Here is an 18,881-nt window from a genome sequence, read left to right as displayed (position 1 = left end):
AGGGGCTCGCCGCCGGGCCTCCCGCTCAGGCGGCGCGCGCGGCGGCCACGGCGGCGCGGGGCTGCACGACGCCGAAGCCCTGCCGCTCCGCCGCGATGCCGGGCAGCCCGCGCGCGGTCTTCATCAGGATGCGCCGGCATTGCTGCGGGGAGAGGCGCGGGTTCGCCTCGAGCATCTGCGCCACGACGCTGCTCACGATCGGCGCGGCGAAGCTCGTCCCGTCCACGTGTTTGTAATGGCCGGAGATCACCTTCTGATCGCGCAGCTTGGCCGCCGCGAGCTGGCGCACGAGGTACGGCTCGCGGCCGGCGATGGCGTCGAGGTCCGGATCGACGCACGCGTGCTCGACGAGCAGCCCGGGCAGCTCCTCGTCCAGGGCGCTGTCGAGCAGCGAGAGGAGCTGCGCCTGCGCCGCGGTCGGCGTCCCGGGCAGGATGGGCGCCGCCAGCCAGATCGCCGGCGCGATGATCTCCGGCTTCTGCAGCCCGTCGAGGGTGAGGCCGTACGAAGAGTGGTAGTTCCACGTCTGCTCTCCTGCGCCGCCGTCGTCGAGCCCCCCGACGGCGATGACGCTCGGCGCGCTGGCCGGCGGCAGGACGCGGTGCCCCGGGTCGTGCCCTGCGTTGCCCGCGGCGGCCACGACGACGATGCCGTGCCGGGTCGCCTCGTCCGCGGCGCGTGACAGGCTCCCGGTCAGGTACGACTCCTCGTAATCGCCTCCGCAGGAGATGTTGAGCACACGGATCCCGTACTGCTCGCGGTGCGCGATCACCCATTCGATGCCGCGCCGGATGTCGTCATGGACGATGCGGTGGGCGAAGCCGACCTTGACCAGCACGAGGTTCGCCTCCCAGGCGAGCCCGCGGAAGCGCCCGTCGGAGAGCGCGCCGTTCCCGGCGGCGACCACCGAGGTCATCATGCCGTGCCACGACGAGGCGTCGCCGTGCTCGAGCGCCGACGGCCCCGCCTCGGGCGCGAAGAGATCGTGGTAGGCGAGGACGCGGTTCCGGGGCGTTGTGAGGTCCGGGTGGGCGTAAAAGCCGGAGTCGAGGAAGGCGATGGTGACGCCGCGGCCGGCGTAGCCGGGGTCCGCGTGGAGGCGGTCCGCGATGGGCAGGATACGCCGGGGGTCGAGGTCGCTCGGAGGCATCGGCGGGACACTATTTCACCGTTCCACCGCCCCCGCTCGCGGGAACTCCGCGCGAGCCCGCCCGCTCGTCCGGCGGACGCATGCAGCGCGCCGTCTGGACGGGCGCTCGCCGCTCCGGCAGGCTCGGGCGCATGAGGTCGTTCATCGCGACGATGGTGTATGAGCTCCACCCGGACACGCCGCCGGAAGCGAGGAAGCTCCTCCGGGCGCACCTCGTCGGCAGGCGCTGGCAGGACAGGCACGAGGGCGCGGCGATGCCGTCGACGGCGGTCTGGATCCGCCGCTCCGCGGAGGATCACGAGACGACCGACGACCTGCACGCCGCGTGCGCGCGCGACCTCGGCGACGCGGTGGCCGCCGTGGCGCGGGCGGGGCGGTCGATCCATGTGGTGCGCGCGTGGATCCAGGTCAGCGGCGCAGGGACGTACGGGCTCGTCACGGTGCCGAGGCCGGCGGACGGCTGAGCGCGCGGCGGGAGGCGCGCTCTGCCGCGGCGCTCCGGATGGGCTTGGTGGCTCGAAGGGAGGCGACGACGGCTCGGCGCGCGCCCCTCGCCGGCGTCAGTTGACCTGGATGCCGCAGTTGAGGAACTCGATCGAGGTGTCGATCCGGAAGTGGGAGTCGGTCACGTGGCGCTCGGCAAAGAAGAAGTCGAGCTGATACGTCTTCCCGATCTCGAGCCCGAGCTCGTCGAGGTCGACGACCTCGAGCTCCTCGGCGTGGATGCCCCCGAGGTCGACCACCTTCTTCCCGTTGATGAACGTGAAGACGTCGTCGTCGCCGGCGAACGTGAACTGCTCGCCGCCCTTGTACTCGAAGCCCATGTGCATCTCGAAGGTGAAATGGTAGTTGTGCGGCCGCCCCTCGTTGCCGAACAGCGCCTCGTCGATCGGGAAGAACTCCCGGTTGTTGTACGTCCACACGCCGTCGCCTTCGGGGTCCTCGAACTGCAGCGTGAGGTTCATCGGCATGTTCACGCCCTCGGTGTCGCGGAACCACACGTCGAAGTTCTCCTTGCCGGTCGTGGTCCTGGTGCCGTCGGCCGCGCCGGCATAGACGGGTTTCAGGTCCGCTCCGAGGGTGTCCGTGACGATCATGTGATCGTCGCAGTTGATGCACTTGCCCTCGTCCTGCGGCTCCATGTCGGGGTGCGCCTCCTGGAAGTCGCGCACCCGGCCGGTGAACTTGCCGTCGCACGACTTGCCGGTTTCCTGGTCCCCCCCGGGGTTCCCGCCGACACCGCTGCTGCCGACGCTGGGGTTGACCGAGCCGAAGCTGTCATCGTAGCCGCCCGTCCCGGTGGGCCCACCGGTCCCGCCGGGCCCGCCGGTCCCGCCGGGCCCAGCTGCCTGCGACGACGTATCGCCTCCGCTGCTGTTCCCCTGATTGTCCACCGCGCTGCACGCACTCAGCACACCCATAAGCGCAAGCGCCGCCACGCACCCAGCCGTCTTTTTCATCGCCAACCTCGTGTTAAGAACGCCGTCCCAAGACCCCTGCGGCAAATTAGCATGATAACGTCCTCCCGGCGTGCTGACGTGGTGCGTTATCTGGTGGAATTGCACCCGGCAAATGTGCCTATTCTTTTGATGGCGCTGACATTTTCTTTCGGCGGTGTTCGTCGGACGAGTCATGGCGCACAGGCGCCCCGGGAGCGGGGAGCACGTCAATTCGGCGATACCGACGCTTCGGCCACCCGGCGTCCGCCGGCCGACTCCCGAGCTGACGTCCGCCGGCCGACTCCCGAGCTGACGGCCACAACCATGTTCCCCTCGGCTGCGCCGGCGACCCTCGCCCGCCGCGCGAGGCGCCTTTCGCGGCGGTGGGATTCTCCAGCCACGTCGTTTCGTCCACGGCGCGGGTCGTTCGTGGCTTGGGCCACGTCGCCGGAGCGGCTGCGCCGGCACGAGGGGCTCGACTTCCGGGCACGCTCGGGTTACGCGAGGACCGCTCGTCACGGACACGGAAGAGACGCAGGTGCGCAGTGGACCACGAGACGCGGAGCGATATCGAGCCCGGCTCCAGCGACGCTGATGCGCGGGAGGCTCGCCACGCCGCCGAGGCGAGCCCGGTGCCTGTCCCGTGGACGGAGCCGCTGCCCCGGCGATCGACCGGCGCCGGCGCCGGCCAGGCGGTCTGTCCAGTCTGCCTCGAGCGCATCGCCGCCGGGGTCGCCCTCTGCCCCGAGTGCGGGGAGCCGCCCGACGCGCCCAGGCGGCCAGCGACGGCGCCTTCGATTCCCGATGCCCCCAAGGATGCGAGCTGGCTCGCCCTCCACTGGCGCCCGCTCGTCACGATCGGCGCGATCCTGGGGCTCATCAGCACCGGCGGCGCGCTCCGCTACCTGGCGCCCCACCGGTTCGCGCCGTCCAGGGCCGCGTCGCCTGTCGCTCCCCCGGCCCCGGTGTGCGGGGCGCCGTGCTGGAGCGGCGAGTCGTGCCAGCTCGGCCGCTGCGTCTGGCAGCGCCCGAACGACGTCGGCCACCTGGCCGACGCGCACGCCCCCTCGATCGCCGGGCCCTTCTCGCTCCCCAAGGACGCGCTCGACGCGCTCCCGCTCGACCGCGACCGCTTCGTGGTCGCGCTGTCCGCCGGCCTGGAGGTGCGCAGCTCCCGGACCGGCGAGGCGCTGAGCCTCGTCTCCGAGGCGCCCCACGTCCGGCGCCTGCACCGCGTGGGCGACGTCGTTTACGCGACCGCGCCCTCGCGCATCTACGTGATCGACGCCGCCACGACGCGGCTGCTCAAGACGATCGAGCTCGGCGAGGCCGTGGGCGACATCCAGGTCGGCGCCTCGGGCCGGCGCGCGCTCGCCTCGCTGCCGGCGGCGCACGCGGTGGCGATCCTCGCGACCGAGTACCACGCCGAGATCGAGCGCATCCAGTTCGGCGACGACGCCGTAGGCCCCGTGGCCGTGGACGACAGCGGCAGCCGGGCGATCACGACGACGGGCCAGCTCCCGCTGCCCGGCCAGCGCGAGCCGGCGGGCGGCGTCGCCTATCCGTTCGACCCGAGCCGGCTCGGCTCGGAGCAGGATCGCGTGCGCACCTCGATGATGGGCAACCCGGCCAGCGCGCTCATGATCCCCGACGGCTCGGCGGGCTTCGTGGCCCTCCGGGCCGAGAACACCCTGGTGCCGCTCACCTGGCTCCCGTCGGGCGCGGTCCGGCAGGAGGCGCGCATCACGACGTGCCGGGAGCCGGAGCAGATCGCGCTCGTCCGGAGCGACCGGCGCGCGATCGTGCGGTGCAACGAGGGGCGGGCGATCCAGGTCTTCGATTTGTCGAAGCGCGAGCTGCTCCGCGCCGTCACGTTCCCCGGCCGCGCGCTCGACATGGCCGTCGCTCCGGACGGGGCGCAGGCGGTCGTCGCGCTGAGCGGCGACGGGGCGGGCTCGGTGGCCCTGGTCGATCTGAAGAGCTACGCGGCGAAGGTCCACCCGCTCGGCGGCGAGCCGACGCGGGTCCGCCTCGCCCCGGACGGCGGCTCGGCGCTCGCGCTCGGCGATCGCGCCAAGGTCGCATGGGTGCTGCAATGAGCGAGCGTCGCGTCCCGTGCCCGAGCTGCGGCGCGCGGATCGTCGAGGGGGCGCGCAAGTGCCGCGCCTGCAAGGGGTGGCTCGGCGAGGGCCACCGCGGCTCCGTGGGGTCGCTCTCCGGCCGCGAGCCGCGCCTGGCGCGGGCCGCGGTGACCGTGGCGAGCGGCGTCGCGGCCGTGATCATCGCCACCCTGACCAGCCTGAAGTCGCCCGTCGGCGAGGCGCCGCCGCTGACCGCGCTCGCGCCGGAGGGCGCCGCCTCGCGCGCCGCGCGCGACACGCGCGACACGCTGGACGACGCGCCGGACCCCGCTGCGTTCGGCCCCGACGCCGCCGAGCCCGCGCCGCCCCCGGCGGAGCAGAAGGGCCGCTGGCGCGCCCGCGAGTTCCGGATCGGGGACGTGCACCCGCTCGACGTTGTCTTCAACCCGAGCGGCGCGTCGATCTACGTCAGCGCCGACGACGCCTCGCTGCGCGAGTACAAGCTCCAGAGCGGCGAGCTCATCCACAAGGCGTCGATGCCGGCGCAGGGCGACCACATCCGGCTCCTGTTCGACCGCTACGTCGCGGTGCTGCGGCACGAGGACGCCGCGCGGATCCCGGTGATGGACACGACCGCGTGGGATCGCGATCCGGTCCTGCTCGACGTCGGCCGGACGCCGGGCGACATCGTGGCGCTGCCGGACGGCAGGACGGTGGTCGCGGCGACGACGGACACGAAGCGCGTGACGAAGTTCGAGCTGCCGACGGGGGTGCGGCTCGCGAACATCACGCTCCCGCACGCCACGGGGCAGCTGTTCCTCGTGCAGGCCGAGGGGCGCCCCTACATCGCGGCGCTCGGCGCGCTGACGCACGCGGGCCGGCCGGCGGGCGCGTGGATCGACCTGTTCGATCCGAGCGAGTCGCCGTTCGGCGCGACCCGGCGGAGCATCGCGGTCGGGCGCGAGCCGCGCGAGGGCGACATCACGAGGGACGGCGGCGCCGTGTTCTTCCCTGATCGGCTGTCCAACACGGCGATCCTGCTGAGCGTCGCCGGGGTGACCGAGACGAGGAAGACGCCCGTCGGCGTCGGGCCGACCGCGGGCTTTCTGCTCGACGAGGACCGCTACGGCATCACGCTCGACGCCGAGGCGCGGACCGCGAGCGTCATCGACCTGTCGACGATGGCGGTGAAGAGCACGCTCCCGCTCCGCGGGGTGCCGCTGACGGGCGTGACGTCGCCCGACCGGAAGACGCTCTTCGTGGCGCTCGGCGGGACCCAGTGGCCGCCTGTCGGCAGCGGCGTCGCGGTCATCGCGGGCGACCCGCCGCGGGTCGTCGCGTCGCTGCCCACGGGCAAGGGCGCGTGCGCCGTGGCGGTCTCGAAGGACGGCGCGCGGGCGGTGGTCGCGTCGTACTGGGACCGGTCGATCACGGTGCTCGAGCAGTAAGCCCGGCCGCGGCGGCGGGCGGCGCTCCGCCGCGCGGAGCGCGCCCGCGGCTCCTCTGGAGGGCCGGCGTGTGACTGCGACGTTCCGCGGCGCGCGGGTGACGGACATCTCCGGCGCCGGCCCGCCCGTCCGGTGATCCCGCGGCCCGAGCAGCCGACCGATCGCTTGGTGAATCCCCTCCTGCCGGGCGCCGGCCGCCCAGGGACGAGCGCAGCGGGGTTGTCGTGGTATCGATACGATATCGATACGGGAGGGACCTGACGTTGGTACGATCGCGGGAGCATGGGGCCGGCGGCGCGGTGTCCGGCGGGAGCCGCGCGCGCGCGCGCAGGCCGATCGTGTGGCTGAGTCCCCTCGGGGCGGCACACGGGCTCGGCAGCTCGGGGTTTGCCGACGATACCGATGTTCCACCCGGCCGACCGGCGCCAGCGCTTCGAGGCGTGTCGTCCTCGTGAGGCTGCCGGAGGAGATGCGCGCTCCCTTCCCGTACACGATCTCCGGGACCCTCCACGAGGGCGGCAGAACCCGCTTGCTTCGCGCGGTCCGGAACGCCGATGGCCGCCCGGTGATCTTGAAGGTCATCGACCCGAGGAGCGGCTGCTCGCAGGACATCGAGCGCCTCCGGCGCGAGTACACGATGGGCAAGACGCTCCGCCACGAGGCCTTCGTCGAGCCGCTCGCCCTGGAGACGTTCGAGGGGCTGCCGGCGCTCGTCATGGAGGATTTCGGCGGCGAGTCGCTCGATCGCCTTATCGTCATCGACGCGCCCATGAGCGCCGGGCGGTTCCTCGAGCTCGCGGTCCGCCTCGTCACCTGCGTGGCGGAGCTCCACCAGCGGGACATCCTCCACAAGGACCTCAAGCCCCAGAACATCCTCGTCAACGCGACCACGGGCGAGGTGAAGCTCGCCGACTTCGGTCTTGCCTCCCGCCTCCCGCGCGAGCAGCCCCCGGTGGGGACTCCCCGGCTCATCGAAGGCTCCTTGCCGTACCTGTCTCCGGAGCAGACGGGGCGAATGAACCGGGCGATCGACAGCCGCGCAGATCTCTATGCGGTCGGCGTCACACTCTACCAGATGCTCACGGGGCGCCTGCCGTTCGAGGCGCGGGATCCGCTCGAGTGGGTGCATTGCCACGTCGCCCTCGCCCCGCCGCCTCCCTCCGCGGTCGTCCCGGGGGTGCCCGAGGTCCTCTCGGCGATCGTCCTGAAGCTCCTCGCCAAGATGGCGGAGGATCGCTACCAGACCGCCCGCGGCCTCTGGCACGACCTCGAGCGGTGCCTCTCGCAGCACCGAGCGTGCGGCAGGATCGAGCCGTTCTCCCTGGGCGAGCGCGACGTCTCCGGCCGCGTCCAGCTCCCGCAGAAGCTCTACGGCCGCGAGCGCGAGGTGAGCGCCCTGCGGCGCGCGTTCGAGCGCGTCGCGGACACGGGAGCCCCCGAGCTCGTCCTGGTCTCCGGCTATTCCGGCAGCGGAAAGTCGGCCCTGGTTCACGAGCTCTGCAAGCCGATCATCCGGGAACGAGCCCTGTTTCTTTCGGGGAAGTTCGAACGATGCAAACGCGGCGTCCCTCACTTCACGCTCGTCCAGGCCTTCCGGGAGGTCGTGTGCGAGATCCTCGCCGAGCCTGAGGACCGGATCGCGGCCTTCCGGCAGCGGCTGCTCGACGCGCTCGGGCCCAACGGACAGCTCATCGTGGACGTCATCCCGCAGCTCGAGCTCGTCATCGGCCGGCAACCGCAGGTCCCTGAGCTCCCGCTGGCCGAGGCGCAGCACCGGTTCCGCGTCGTGTTCCGGAGCTTCATCGGGGCGTTCGCCCGGAAGGAGCACCCGCTCGTGCTCTTCCTCGACGATCTCCAGTGGACCAACCCCGCGAGCCTCGGGCTCCTCCATGATCTGGTGACCCACCCCGAGGTGCGCCACCTCCTCTTCGTCGGCGCGTACCGCGACAACGAGGTGACGCCCTCGCACCCGCTCATGGTGGCGCTCGACAAGGCGCGAAAGGACGGCGCGCGCGTCTCGGACATCGTGCTCGGCCCGCTCTCCTTGGAGCACCTGGGCGCGCTCGTCGGCGACGCGCTCCGCTGCCGCAGCGAGGACGCCGCGCAGCTCTCGGCCCTCGTCCACGAGAAGACGGCCGGCAACCCCTTCTTCGCGATCCAGTTCCTCACCGCGCTGCACGAGGAGCGGCTCATCGAGCTCGACGAGCGCGCCGAGATCTTTCGATGGGACGTGGCGAAGATCCGCGAAAAGGGCTTCACGGACAACGTGATCGACCTGATGGTCGGCAAGCTCGTGCGGCTCCCTCCGGGCACCCAGGAGGCGCTGAAGCACCTCGCCTGTCTCGGAAGCACCGCCGGCGTCGACCTCCTCTCGATGGTCCGCGGAAGATCGGTGGAGGAGACACACGCGGACCTCTGGGATGCCGTCCGCGCGGGGCTGGTCCTGCGCAGGGACGCCTCGTACAGGTTCCTCCATGACCGGGTCCAGGAGGCCGCCTATTCGCTCATCCCCGAAGACGAGCGGCCGGCGATGCACCTCGGAATCGGCCGGCTGCTCGCGTCGCGCGCGGCGCCGGAGGAGGTCGAGGAGAAGATCTTCGAGATCGTCAATCAGCTCGACCGCGGCGCTCCGCTGATCACCTCACGGGCGGAGCGCGAGCGGGTGGCCGAGCTCAACCTCATCGCGGGCAAGCGCGCCAGGGGGTCGAACGCCTGCGCCCTGGCGCTGAGGTACCTCGCCGTCGGCAGGGCGCTGCTCCCGGAGGATTGCTGGGAGCGACGGTACGAGCTCACCTTCGAGCTCGAGCTCCATCGGGCCGAGTGCGAGTACCTCACCGGCGATCTCTCGTCGGCCGAGGAGCGGCTCTCGGCGCTCTCGCGCCGCGCCGTGAGCCTCGTCGATCTGGCCTCCGTCGCGTGCGTGCGCCTCGGCCTCTACACGACCATGGACCGCAGCGATCGCGGCGTCGACGTGGGCCTCGACTACCTCCGCCGCGTCGGCATCGCGTGGTCGCCGCACCCCACGGACGAGGAGGTACGGAAGGAATACGAGCGAGTCTGGGAGCTGCTCGGGAGCCGTCCGGTCGAGGATCTCATCGACTCACCTCGGATGACGGACCCGGAGTGCCGCGCGACCCTCGAGGTCCTGACCCACGCGCAGTCGCCGGCCCTGTTCACGGACGCGAACCTGAATTGCCTCGTCGTGACGCGCATGACGAACCTCAGCCTCCAGTGTGGCAATAGCGACGCATCATGCCTCGCGTACACCTGGTTCGGCATGCTCCTCGGGCCGCGCTTCGGCGATTACCGCATGGCCTACCGGTTCGCCAGGCTCGGCCTCGACCTGCTGGAGCGCCGCGGGGCCCTGCGCTTCAAATCCCGCGTCTACCTGGGCTTCGGGCACCGGGTCAACCCGTGGGTGAGGCACATGCGCACCGGCGTCGAGCTCCTGCGACGGGGCTTCGAGGCGGGGCAGCAGACCGGGGACCTCACGTATGCGTCGTACAACAAGAGCTGCCTGATCACGATCCTCCTCGCCGCGGGAGAGCCCCTCTGCGAGGTGCAGCGAGAGGCCGAGCGCGCGCTCGACTTCGTGCAGCGGGCGCGGTTCGGCCTCGAGGTCGACATCGTCACCGCGCAGCTCAGGCTCATCCGGGCCCTCCGGGGCCTCTTGCCCGATCCCTCCTCGTTCAACGACGCCGACTTCGACGAGCGCCGGTTCGAGCAGCGCCTGGAGGGCGATCCGCGCCTCGCGATCGCCGCCTGCTGGTACTGGATACGCAAGCTGCAAGCGCGCTTCCACGCGGGCGATCTCGACGGCTCGCTCGAGGCCGCCGAGAAGGCGCGGCCGCTCCTCTGGACGTCCGGCTCGTTCTTCGAGGTGGCCGAGTACCACTTCTATGGAGCGCTCGTGCGTGCGGCGCGCTGCCGCGCGGCGGACGCCGCCGAGCGGCGCCTGCACCTCGAGGCGCTCGCCGCCCACCAGAGGCAGATCGACACATGGGCGGAGAGCTGCCCCGAGAACTTCGGCGACAGGGCGGCGCTGATCGGCGCCGAGATCGCGCGTCTCCGCGGCGCATGGGACGACGCGGCCCAGCTCTACGAGCAGGCGATCGGCGCTGCGCGCGCGAGCGGCTTCGTCCACGACGAGGCGCTGGCCTACGAGATCGCGTCGGGGTTCTACCGCGAGCGACGGTTCGAGCTGATCGCCGACACCTACCTCCGCGAGGCCCGCGCCTGCTATGTCCGCTGGGGGGCGGACGGCAAGGTCCGGCACATCGATCAGCAGAATCCGCGTCTCTGGGACGCGAGGCCGCTCGCCCCGACCGCCTCCTTCGCGGCGCGGTTCGATCAGCTCGATCAGCTCTCGATGGTCAAGGCGTCACAGACCATCTCGGGCGAGATCGTCCTCGACAAGCTCCTGAGGACGCTGCTCACGGTGGTCCTCGAGCAGGGCGGCGCGCAGCGAGCTTGTCTCGTCCTGCATCAGGACGAGCGCCTCTCCATCGGAGCCGAGGCCATCCTGGAGGAGAGCGGGGAGGTGAAGACCCTCCTCCCGTGCTCTTCGGAAGGCGCTTCACGGCGCGTCCCCATGTCGCTCGTCCGTTACGCGCAACGAACGAAGGAGTGCGTCATCCTGAGTCCTACCGAGGCTTTCGCCGGCAAGTTCTCCGGCGACGAGTACTTCGCGCGGCACAAGCCCAAATCGGTCCTCTGCATGCCCATCCTGAGGCAGGCGGAGGTGGCAGGCCTGCTCTATCTCGAGAACGACCTCCTCGCCGGCGCGTTCCCGCCGGAGCGGCTCACCGCCCTGTCGCTGCTCGCCGCGCAGGCCGCGATCTCCCTGGAGAACGCGCGGCTCCTCTCCAAGGAACACGCCGCGAGGACCGGGGCCGAGGCGGCGGAGCGGCGTGCGGCCTTCCTGGCCGAGGCCGGGGAGATCCTCTCCGGGTCGCTCGATTACGAGGAGACGCTGGCGCGCGTCGCGCAGCTCGCGGTGCGATCGCTCTGCGACTGGTGCATCACCGACGTCGTTGAAGGCGAGCAGATCCGGCGAAGCATCTGGGCGCACACGGATCCTGCGAAGGAATCGCTGCTCGAGCAGCTACGGCGGCGGTATTCTCCTGCCCTGGACTCGCCCCATCCGGCGGCCAGGGCGCTGCGGTGTGGTGAGCCGCTGCTGATCTCCGGGTGCTGCGAGGAAGAGCTCCGGAAATACTGCGAAGACGACGAGCATGCGAGGCTCATCCGCGAGCTCGGGGTGCAGAGCGCCATCGCGGTGCCGCTCATGGCGCGGGGACGGCCGATCGGGGCGCTGAGCGTCGTTTCGTCCGCGCCGGGGCGCCGCTACGGGGAGGCCGACCTGGAGCTCGTCCGGCACGTGGCGCACAGGGCCGCGCTCGCGATCGACAATGCGCGGCTGTACCGCGTTGCCCAGGAGGCCATCCGCATGCGGGACGAGTTCCTCACCGTGGCGACGCACGAGCTCAACACGCCGATGACGTCGCTCACGCTCTCGCTCGAGGCCATGGATCGGAGCCTTCGCTCGGGTCGGCCCTGCGACCAGCCGGCGATGGGCAGGCAGGTCGACCGCGCGCTGCGGCAGGCCATGCGCCTGGCCCGCCTGAACAGCGAGCTCCTCGAGGTCTCGAGGATCGACACGGATCGGGTCTCGCTCGACGTCGCCGAGGTCGACCTCGGTGCGGTCGTGCGCGACGTGATCGCGCGGTTCGAGCTCGATCTGGCGCGCGCCGGGTGCTCGGTCTCGCTGAGGACCAGCGGCCGGAACGTGGGCTTGTGGGATCGCTCCCGCGTCGACCAGATCGTCACGAACCTCGTCGCCAACGCGATCAAGTTCGGCGCGGGCAAGCCCATCGAGATCGTGCTCGGCGAGGAGGCCGGGACAACGCGGTTGTCGGTGAAGGATCACGGGATCGGCGTCGACCCGGCGCGCCAGGAGCGGATCTTCGATCGCTTCGAGCGCGCCGTGTCCGACCGGCATTACGGCGGGCTGGGGCTCGGCCTTTACATCAGCCGCCAGATCGCGCAGGCGCACGGCGGCTCGATCCGTGTCGAGAGCGCGCCCGGCGCCGGCGCCACGTTCACCGTCGAGCTCCCCGGCGCCGGACCGCCGGTGTCGCCGAGCGCGCCGGCTCTCTCGAACGATTCGATAGGATCGATTCGCTAGGAGGGCGCTCCTTCACATCTCCCGAGATGCTGCCCGCCGCGGTGTTCCGGCGGTGCGATCGGGCCGGCACCCCATAGCGGGGTGCAGATTCGTGTGATACGGGCTCAGCCGCCGGCCAGGGTGCGGCGCTCGAAGCGAAAGCGACACGGAAGGTCGAGAGAGGACGGGAGCTTACGAAGAAGCGGGTACAGCTGATTGCCCGATGGATCCCGCGAACCCCGCGCCTGCCCTCGCCGCCTCCCTCGCCCCCTCCACATCCATCATCCGTTCTACCAGGTACGCCGTCAGCGCCTCTTCCGTCAGGCACGGCGCGAACTTGGACACCCTGCCTCTTCCTGCCGCGGCGTCGGCCCAGCGGCGCGCGTCCGCGTCGTTCGGCCTCCCCTCCGCCGCCAGTTTGCGCACGACCTGCCGAAGCGCCGCATGGCTCTTCCCTGCCTCCTCCTTGCACGTGATTGAGGTGTTCCTCGAGACGCACTTCCCCCCGAGCTCCGCCTCGATCATGCGCGCCAGCAAGAGGTTCGCCCTCCCACCGGCGAAGGTCCACCAGATCACGGTATTCCCACCGTCGTCCACCATCGGCGAGGGGCCTTTGGACTCGTCCGCTTCACGGAGAAAAGCGTGCTCGACCCTCAAGCTGTCTATCAAGAGCCGCGCGCGCGCCGACCAGCCCGGATCATACCCCTCCTGAACGAGCACCTCGCGCATCGCCTGGCAGAGCCGGTAGCCCAGAAAGGTCGGGCTGCCGCTCCATCGGGCGCTCGGCGCGGCGTCCGCCGGCTTCACGTGGCACAGGCCGCGGCCCCACGCGATATGGACCACCTGCCAGGCGCGGCCGCCGAGCGAGAAGGCGGTCCGACTGGCATCGCCGTCAAGGGCCTCGAGAAACGACGCGTCGACAGTGCCGACCTCGTGCGTGTCGTGCTGCACGCGGATGAGCCGCGGGGTGGAGAAGACGGCGTAGAGCTCGGCGAAATTGCGACGTCCATACAGCTTCTCGCCCTCCGGGCCGAGCCACAGGCGACCTTCCTGGTCGGTGAGGATGCCTTCCTCGAGCATGTGGTCCACGAGGGCGCTGCGCTCCTCGGGGCCGATATCCGCGAAGGAAGTCGCCCCGTCGAGCCAGGCGAACCAGTCGCCGCGACCGATGCCGCCGTGTTCGATGCAGAGCGCGAGGAGCTGATGCGCCAGGATATGCGCCGCGCGGCGCTCGGCGCGGACATCCTCCACGTAACCCTGGCGGTGCAGCCGCATCAGGGCGGCGGCCTGCAGAGCGGCAGCGGGTTTGACCGCCAGGAACGTGCAGTTGGCCTGGGCGCCGGCGCGCCTCCCCGTGCGGCCGAGGCGCTGGAGGAAGCTCGCCACCGTGGAAGGGCTGTCGATCTGGATCACGTGGTCGAGATCGCCGATGTCGATCCCGAGCTCCAAGGCGCTCGTCGATACGATGACGCAATCGGTCCGCTCGGCGAAGGCACGCTCGGCGTCGCGGCGCTCCGGCGCGGAGAGGGAGCCGTGGACCATGTACACGTCGACGCCGTCGCGGCGCAGGCGGGTGCCGATCTCCTCGACCCCACGCCGTGAGTCCACGAAGACCAGCCGCTTGCTCCCAGCGTGGAACCTGCGCACGATCGACGCCGCGTTCTCCATCGTCTCGACCGAGTCGAGCTCGAGCCGCGGGGCGCTCGCCTCCCTCGGCGGCGAGATCACGGTCCCGGGTCGCCGCGACCGCCCCTGCAGCCAGGCCAGGATCTGCTCTGGGTTGCCCACGGTCGCGGACAGCCCGATCCGCTGCACGTCGTTGCCGCAAAAGCGGGACAGGCGCTCCAGCAAGGCTGCGAGGTGCGCGCCCCGATCATCGCCGGCGAACGCGTGCACCTCATCGATGATTACCGCGCGCAGGCCCGCGAAGACCCGCTTCGCCGGGACCCGTGGGCTCATCATCATCGCCTCGAGCGACTCCGGCGTCGTGAGCAAGATGTCCGTCGAATCGCTCAAGAACGCCTTGCGCGCGCCCTGCCCGGTGTCGCCGTGCCACTTCGCGACCCGCCGGCCAAGCGTGGTCGCGAACCGGGTCACCCGCTCTTCCTGGTTGTTCAGCAGCGCCCGGATCGGGGACAGGTAGATCACCGACGTGGGGCGCCAGTCGGCGGCGTCCATCGCCGAGAGCAACGGAAAGAACGCCGCCTCCGTCTTGCCGCCGGCGGTCGGGGCGAGGACGACGCAGTTCTTCCCGTCGAGCACGGGACCGATCGTCAGCTCCTGCACCGGCCGCAGCCTGGCGTACCCCAGCGTATTGACGATCTGGTACTGGAGCGCCGGGGTAAGCCTGTCGAAGCTCGTCATGGTCGGCTCACTCGAGCTCGTGGCTCCCCGCGCCGCCCGACGAGCCGTCACCCGCCTCCAGCGGCAGGTCGCCGACGGACGACTCGACGCCCGCCGCGGCGCGCTCCTCCGCGGTCATCTCGCGCGCGTCGACCACCAGCTTGAAGTGCTTCGCCGGGTCGTACTCCGGGTGCTCGTCGACCTTGTCCAGGAGCTCGCCGATCAGCTTTCGCAGGTAGATCCGCGGCGCGACGCCGACCTTGCCGCCAAAGTAGCCGGTCACGCCCACGGCGAGGTCGCGGACCACCTCGTCCGTCACCCGCGCGGAGACCCGCTCGGGCGCCTGGGCCGGATAGAGGTCCCGCACCAGCCGCCCCACCTCCACGAGCCGGTCGACATCGAACGGGTGCAGCCGGATCTGCGTCGCTTTCGCGGACTCCCACCGCGGGTCGCCGGTGAAGTCGACGTGAAGCCGCTGCTCCAGCGGCGCCAGGCGCCTCACCCCCTGCGGGCCGTCATAAAAGGCGGGCGTCCCGGTGATCATCACGTAAAGCCCCGGGTAGCGGCCTCCGTCGAGCTCGTCGATGAGCTGGCGCAGCGCGTTCAGGCTCTTCTCGCGGGAGTCGGCGCGCATCCGCTGCACGGTCTCGACCTCGTCGAGCACCAGGAGCAGCCCCTTTCGCCCCGTCTCGCGGAGCACGACGAGCAACCCGCGGAGGAAGCCCGAGGCGGCGAAGTGATCGATCTCGCCCTTGATCCCCGCGGCGCGCTTCGGCTCCGCGCCCACGTTGGGCTGGCCCATCAGCCAGCCGAGCAGCCCCTCGGACGTCGCGTCATCCCCTTCCACCCGCGCGCGATGGCAGGCCCGCAGGACCGAGGCGAACTGCGGGTGCGTCGCCTTGATCTCGGACAGCCTCGCTTCGAGGAGCTCACCTACCGCATCGGACATCCCGCCTTCGGCTTCCGGATCGAAGCCAGGCCTCCCGGCGACCTCCTCCTCCAGCGTGAAGAACCACTTGTCGATCAGCGACCTGAACGCCCCGCTCTCCCACTCACGCGTCCGCAGGTTCTCGAGGGCGCGCCGGTAAAGGGTCTCCATCCGGTAGAGCGGCGTCTCCGTCTCGGAGATCTGCACATCCGACGTCGCGAAGCCCGCCTGCTGCGCCCGGTGCTGCACCCAGCGCGAGAAGAACGTCTTTCCCGTCCCGTACTCGCCCCGCACCGCCTTGAACACGCCCTCGCCGAGCGCTGCCCGCCCCAGCTCCTCCTCGATCGCGGCGTCGAACCGCCCGAGACCCACGGCGAAGAGCTCGAGCCCGCGGCGCGGGACCGTCCCGTTACGGAGGGCCGCGATGATCTCGCGGCGTCGGATCAGGCTCGGCGGCGCCATCAATCCGCTCCGAAGAGCCCCTGCAACAGGTCCAGATCCAGCAGGACCTCCTGCGCCACGCGATCGTAGGACACCACCTGGTACGTATCGACGTTGAGCCACTCGCCCATCTCGGACACAGCTCCTCCGGCCTGGTGCGCGAGCAGGCCCACCTCGTGCGTGAAGAGCCTTGCCCCCATCCTGCCCTGGTGCGCCGCCAGGACATCGATCCACGCCATCATCACCGCGCGAGGCTCGGCGCCGCGCTCGCGCTGCCGCTCTTTCAGGAGCTTCGACTTCGCCAATGTCGCGCTCGGGCCCGGCTTCCGCGCCGCGGCGGGCGCACCGGAGGCAGCCGCCGCCGGCCTGGAGGCGTCTTTGCGCTCCTTGATCGGCTTCGGCGCCGCCACGTCGACCAGCGGAATCGAGAGCTGCCTGGCCGGCGCTGGAGGCGGCTCCGCCACGACCACCGCGTCGGCGGGGACCGTCCGTACGGCGGGCTTCCGGACGCGCAGGTCCCACCACGGCGGGCTCTGGAACGGCGTCACCTCGAGCGCTTCGTCGTCCTCTCCCTCTTCGATCTGGATGCGCTGTCGCAGCCGGTCGGACGCCACGAGGATCGCCGGGCTCACGACCTCTGCCAGCGACGCGCCCCCGTGCTCGCCCACGTGCGCGCTCCCGCCATAGGCCTCCGTTTCACGGTACAGCAGCGCCACCTTCGCCTTGCCGCGCGGGCGCCACGTGCTGTCCGCGGACACGCAGACCTCGTTCGGTCCGGGCGCGTCGTTCACGCCGAGAGGCCGCCAGCGCTTGGCGCCGGCCTCGGGAGCGCTCACCGAGGCGAGCCGGGCGCCGAGCACGTGCCCGTGGTCCGCGATGAGGAGCACGGCGCGGCCCGCGTCGGTCGCCTCCTGCAGCAGCGGGCCGAGCGGCTTGATGTGCGCGAGGTCGCACGGTACACGCATCTGCCGGCTGCCTTTGAGCTGGTCGTCGATGGCGTTGACCACCACGGCGACGACGCGGTCCTTCGACTGCACAAGCGCGGCCGCCTTCTTCGACAGCTCCCCCGTCGTCGTCTCCACGTCGGGGCGCAGGTAGAGCTGCGGCGCCTGATCGAGCAGCTTCGTCAGCCCCTTGTGCCCGGCGAAGCGCGCCGGATCCTTCCCTGTATCCTCGGCCTCGCCCGGATCGAGGCGCTTGCCCTTGAACAGGGCCGCGCGGCTCACCGTCGTGACCGTCGGCAGCGCCGCCAGGACCGGCGGCAGCCTCCCGCGCTTCCACCGGATCGGCGCGACATGGGCCTCCTCCAGGCTCGTCAAGAGCTCCACGGCGTTCGCCCACGCCATGCCGTCGAGCAGCACCACGAGGAGCTTCCGATGCCGCTTCTCTTTCAGGAAGCCGACCCCGAACTCGTCGAGCGCCCGCTCGATCGGCACCACCCGCGACGAGCCCGGCGAGCCCGCCTGCACCCAGGAAGCGAGCCCGCTCGCGAACCGCTCGTCGTCGAGGTCGCGGGCCGCGTCCACGGCCGTCAGCACCGCCTGGATGGCCTGCGCGAGCGCGCCCGCCGCTTCGCCGCGGGCGACGGCCCTGGCCGCGTCGACATAGGCCCCGTGCTCGGCGTAGTGCTCGGCGAGGGAGCGCATCCGATCGTGGTCGCCGAGCTCGCGGATCTCGGCCTCGAGCTGCGGGCGCGTCCCGAGGTAGGCCACCAGCTTGAGCGCCATCTCGGCGCGCGTCGCGAGCCGCTTCTCGTTCGAGTCGTCCACCCGCGCGCGGCGGTGGTTCTGGAGCCGCTTGCTCGCCTCGTCCGCGCGCTCGATGGCGTCCGGCGTGGGGTTCGCCGTCGCTGCGACGAGGGCGTCTCCGAGCGCCTTCGCGGAGAGCTCGAACGCCCCGGGGAGCCAGCGGCTCTCGACGAGCACGTCGGCCACCGGCTCGTCCTGGAGGATGGCATCCGCGTCCGCCAGCGCGCGGTCGAGCACCGGGGGCGCGAGCCGCCGGGCCATCACCGGGCCGAGCTCGCCCCAGCGCGCGAACAGCGGCGCGTCGGGCGACAGCTTCCGCAGCTCGGGATCCAGGCGGGCCATGGCGGTCCGCACCTGGCCGAGCAGGTAGGCGTGCCCCGACAGCTTCTTCGCGGCGACCTCGAGCACCAGCGCCAGCGCCGCCACGGCGCGCCCTTCGCCGCGCTCCCAGGCGCGCCAGGCGATCGCCGCCACCGGCCCGCTGGCCTCGCCGAGGTGCTCGAGCAGCGCCGTCCGGAGAGGGCCGTTGTCCGCGAGCGCCTTCACGAACGCCGGCGCGACCGGGGACGACGCGCAGAAGTCGACGACGCGCTCCTCGGTGAGCGCGCCCTCGAACGGGATGCCCGCGTCCCGCGCGAGGAGCGCGCGCCACGCCGTCTCGAGATCGACGGTGCTGCCCTGCATGCGCCACGACGGGACCGCCCGCGCGCGCAGCGCGTCGCAGAGCGGCCGGCACGCCTGCAGCTCGGCGCTGGTGGCCGTGGCGCCGAACATCCGCGCGAGCTGGCGCCCGCGATCGACCGGGTGCACCTTGCCTCCGGCGAGGCGCCCCGCGAGATCCGCGGGTAGCCGCTGCTCGAAGTCGACGAGGAGGACCACCGGGTCCTCCCCGTCCTCTGCGAGCACCCGCCGCATCTCCAGCTCGGATCGCACCGGCTCGACGCGGAACAGGACCTTCTTGTCGTCGAGATCCACGCTGACCTTGCCCTGCTCACCCCGGCAGGCGACGGCGGCCGTATACGAGCGGCGCGTGTGTCGATGGATTTGACGGAGCTCCTCCTGGAGGTCGCTCGTCGAGAGCGTCGGCAGATCGAGGCTCATGGGCTGTTCCGCGCCGCGGCGCGGCCCCGTCGAAGG

The 18,881-nt window shown here is 71.5% G+C and carries 9 protein-coding genes; 4 read left to right on the top strand and 5 right to left on the bottom strand.

Features of this window, described 5'->3' with window-relative positions:
* Positions 1 to 25: 25 nt before the first annotated feature.
* Positions 26 to 1,150 carry a S8 family serine peptidase gene (locus WMF19_RS43505; protein WP_437795850.1) on the bottom strand — a complete coding sequence of 375 codons (1,125 nt, stop codon included), beginning with the start codon at positions 1,148 to 1,150 and terminating at the stop codon, positions 26 to 28.
* A 131-nt stretch (positions 1,151 to 1,281) separates the two neighbouring features.
* On the opposite strand from WMF19_RS43505, the gene WMF19_RS43500 reads away from it, so the two are divergent.
* The gene (locus tag WMF19_RS43500) at positions 1,282 to 1,614 is read left to right on the top strand and encodes a hypothetical protein (protein ID WP_437895750.1); all 333 of its coding nucleotides are present in this window, start codon (positions 1,282 to 1,284) and stop codon (positions 1,612 to 1,614) included.
* A 96-nt stretch (positions 1,615 to 1,710) separates the two neighbouring features.
* Here WMF19_RS43500 and WMF19_RS43495 read toward each other — a convergent pair whose 3' ends face one another.
* Positions 1,711 to 2,571 (bottom strand): fibro-slime domain-containing protein, encoded by an 861-nt coding sequence (locus tag WMF19_RS43495; RefSeq protein ID WP_437895749.1) that lies wholly within the window; start codon positions 2,569 to 2,571, stop codon positions 1,711 to 1,713.
* A 563-nt stretch (positions 2,572 to 3,134) separates the two neighbouring features.
* On the opposite strand from WMF19_RS43495, the gene WMF19_RS43490 reads away from it, so the two are divergent.
* The 3 genes from WMF19_RS43490 (at position 3,135) to WMF19_RS43480 (ending at position 12,305) form a co-directional block, all read left to right on the top strand.
* Positions 3,135 to 4,688, top strand: a complete 1,554-nt coding sequence (locus WMF19_RS43490) for a YncE family protein (RefSeq protein ID WP_437895748.1) — start codon at positions 3,135 to 3,137, stop codon at positions 4,686 to 4,688.
* Positions 4,685 to 6,118 (top strand): hypothetical protein, encoded by a 1,434-nt coding sequence (locus WMF19_RS43485; RefSeq protein WP_437895747.1) that lies wholly within the window; start codon positions 4,685 to 4,687, stop codon positions 6,116 to 6,118. The genes WMF19_RS43490 and WMF19_RS43485 overlap by 4 nt, the downstream gene beginning before the upstream one ends.
* A 469-nt stretch (positions 6,119 to 6,587) precedes the next feature.
* Entirely contained in the window at positions 6,588 to 12,305 is a 5,718-nt protein-coding gene (locus WMF19_RS43480) for an AAA family ATPase (protein ID WP_437895746.1), read from the top strand.
* Between the two features lie 171 nt (positions 12,306 to 12,476).
* Here the strand turns inward: WMF19_RS43480 and WMF19_RS43475 are convergent, their stop codons facing one another.
* Genes WMF19_RS43475 through pglZ form a run of 3 tightly spaced genes read right to left on the bottom strand, consistent with a single transcriptional unit; the run spans position 12,477 to position 18,845 of the window.
* Positions 12,477 to 14,648 (bottom strand): DEAD/DEAH box helicase, encoded by a 2,172-nt coding sequence (locus WMF19_RS43475; RefSeq protein WP_437895745.1) that lies wholly within the window; start codon positions 14,646 to 14,648, stop codon positions 12,477 to 12,479.
* A gap of 7 nt (positions 14,649 to 14,655) precedes the next feature.
* Complete coding sequence (gene brxD, locus WMF19_RS43470; RefSeq protein WP_437895744.1) at positions 14,656 to 16,017, bottom strand: BREX system ATP-binding protein BrxD; 1,362 nt, start codon at positions 16,015 to 16,017, stop codon at positions 14,656 to 14,658.
* Positions 16,017 to 18,845, bottom strand: a complete 2,829-nt coding sequence (gene pglZ / locus WMF19_RS43465; RefSeq protein WP_437895743.1) for a BREX-2 system phosphatase PglZ — start codon at positions 18,843 to 18,845, stop codon at positions 16,017 to 16,019. Before pglZ ends, brxD begins: the two co-directional genes overlap by 1 nt.
* Positions 18,846 to 18,881 lie beyond the last annotated feature (36 nt).

This window comes from Sorangium sp. So ce124, assembly GCF_051525235.1.
Taxonomy (GTDB): Bacteria; Myxococcota_A; Polyangia; order Polyangiales; family Polyangiaceae; genus Sorangium; species Sorangium atrum.
Note: the sequence above shows the minus strand (reverse complement) of the source record. Positions and strands in the feature narration are given on the sequence as shown.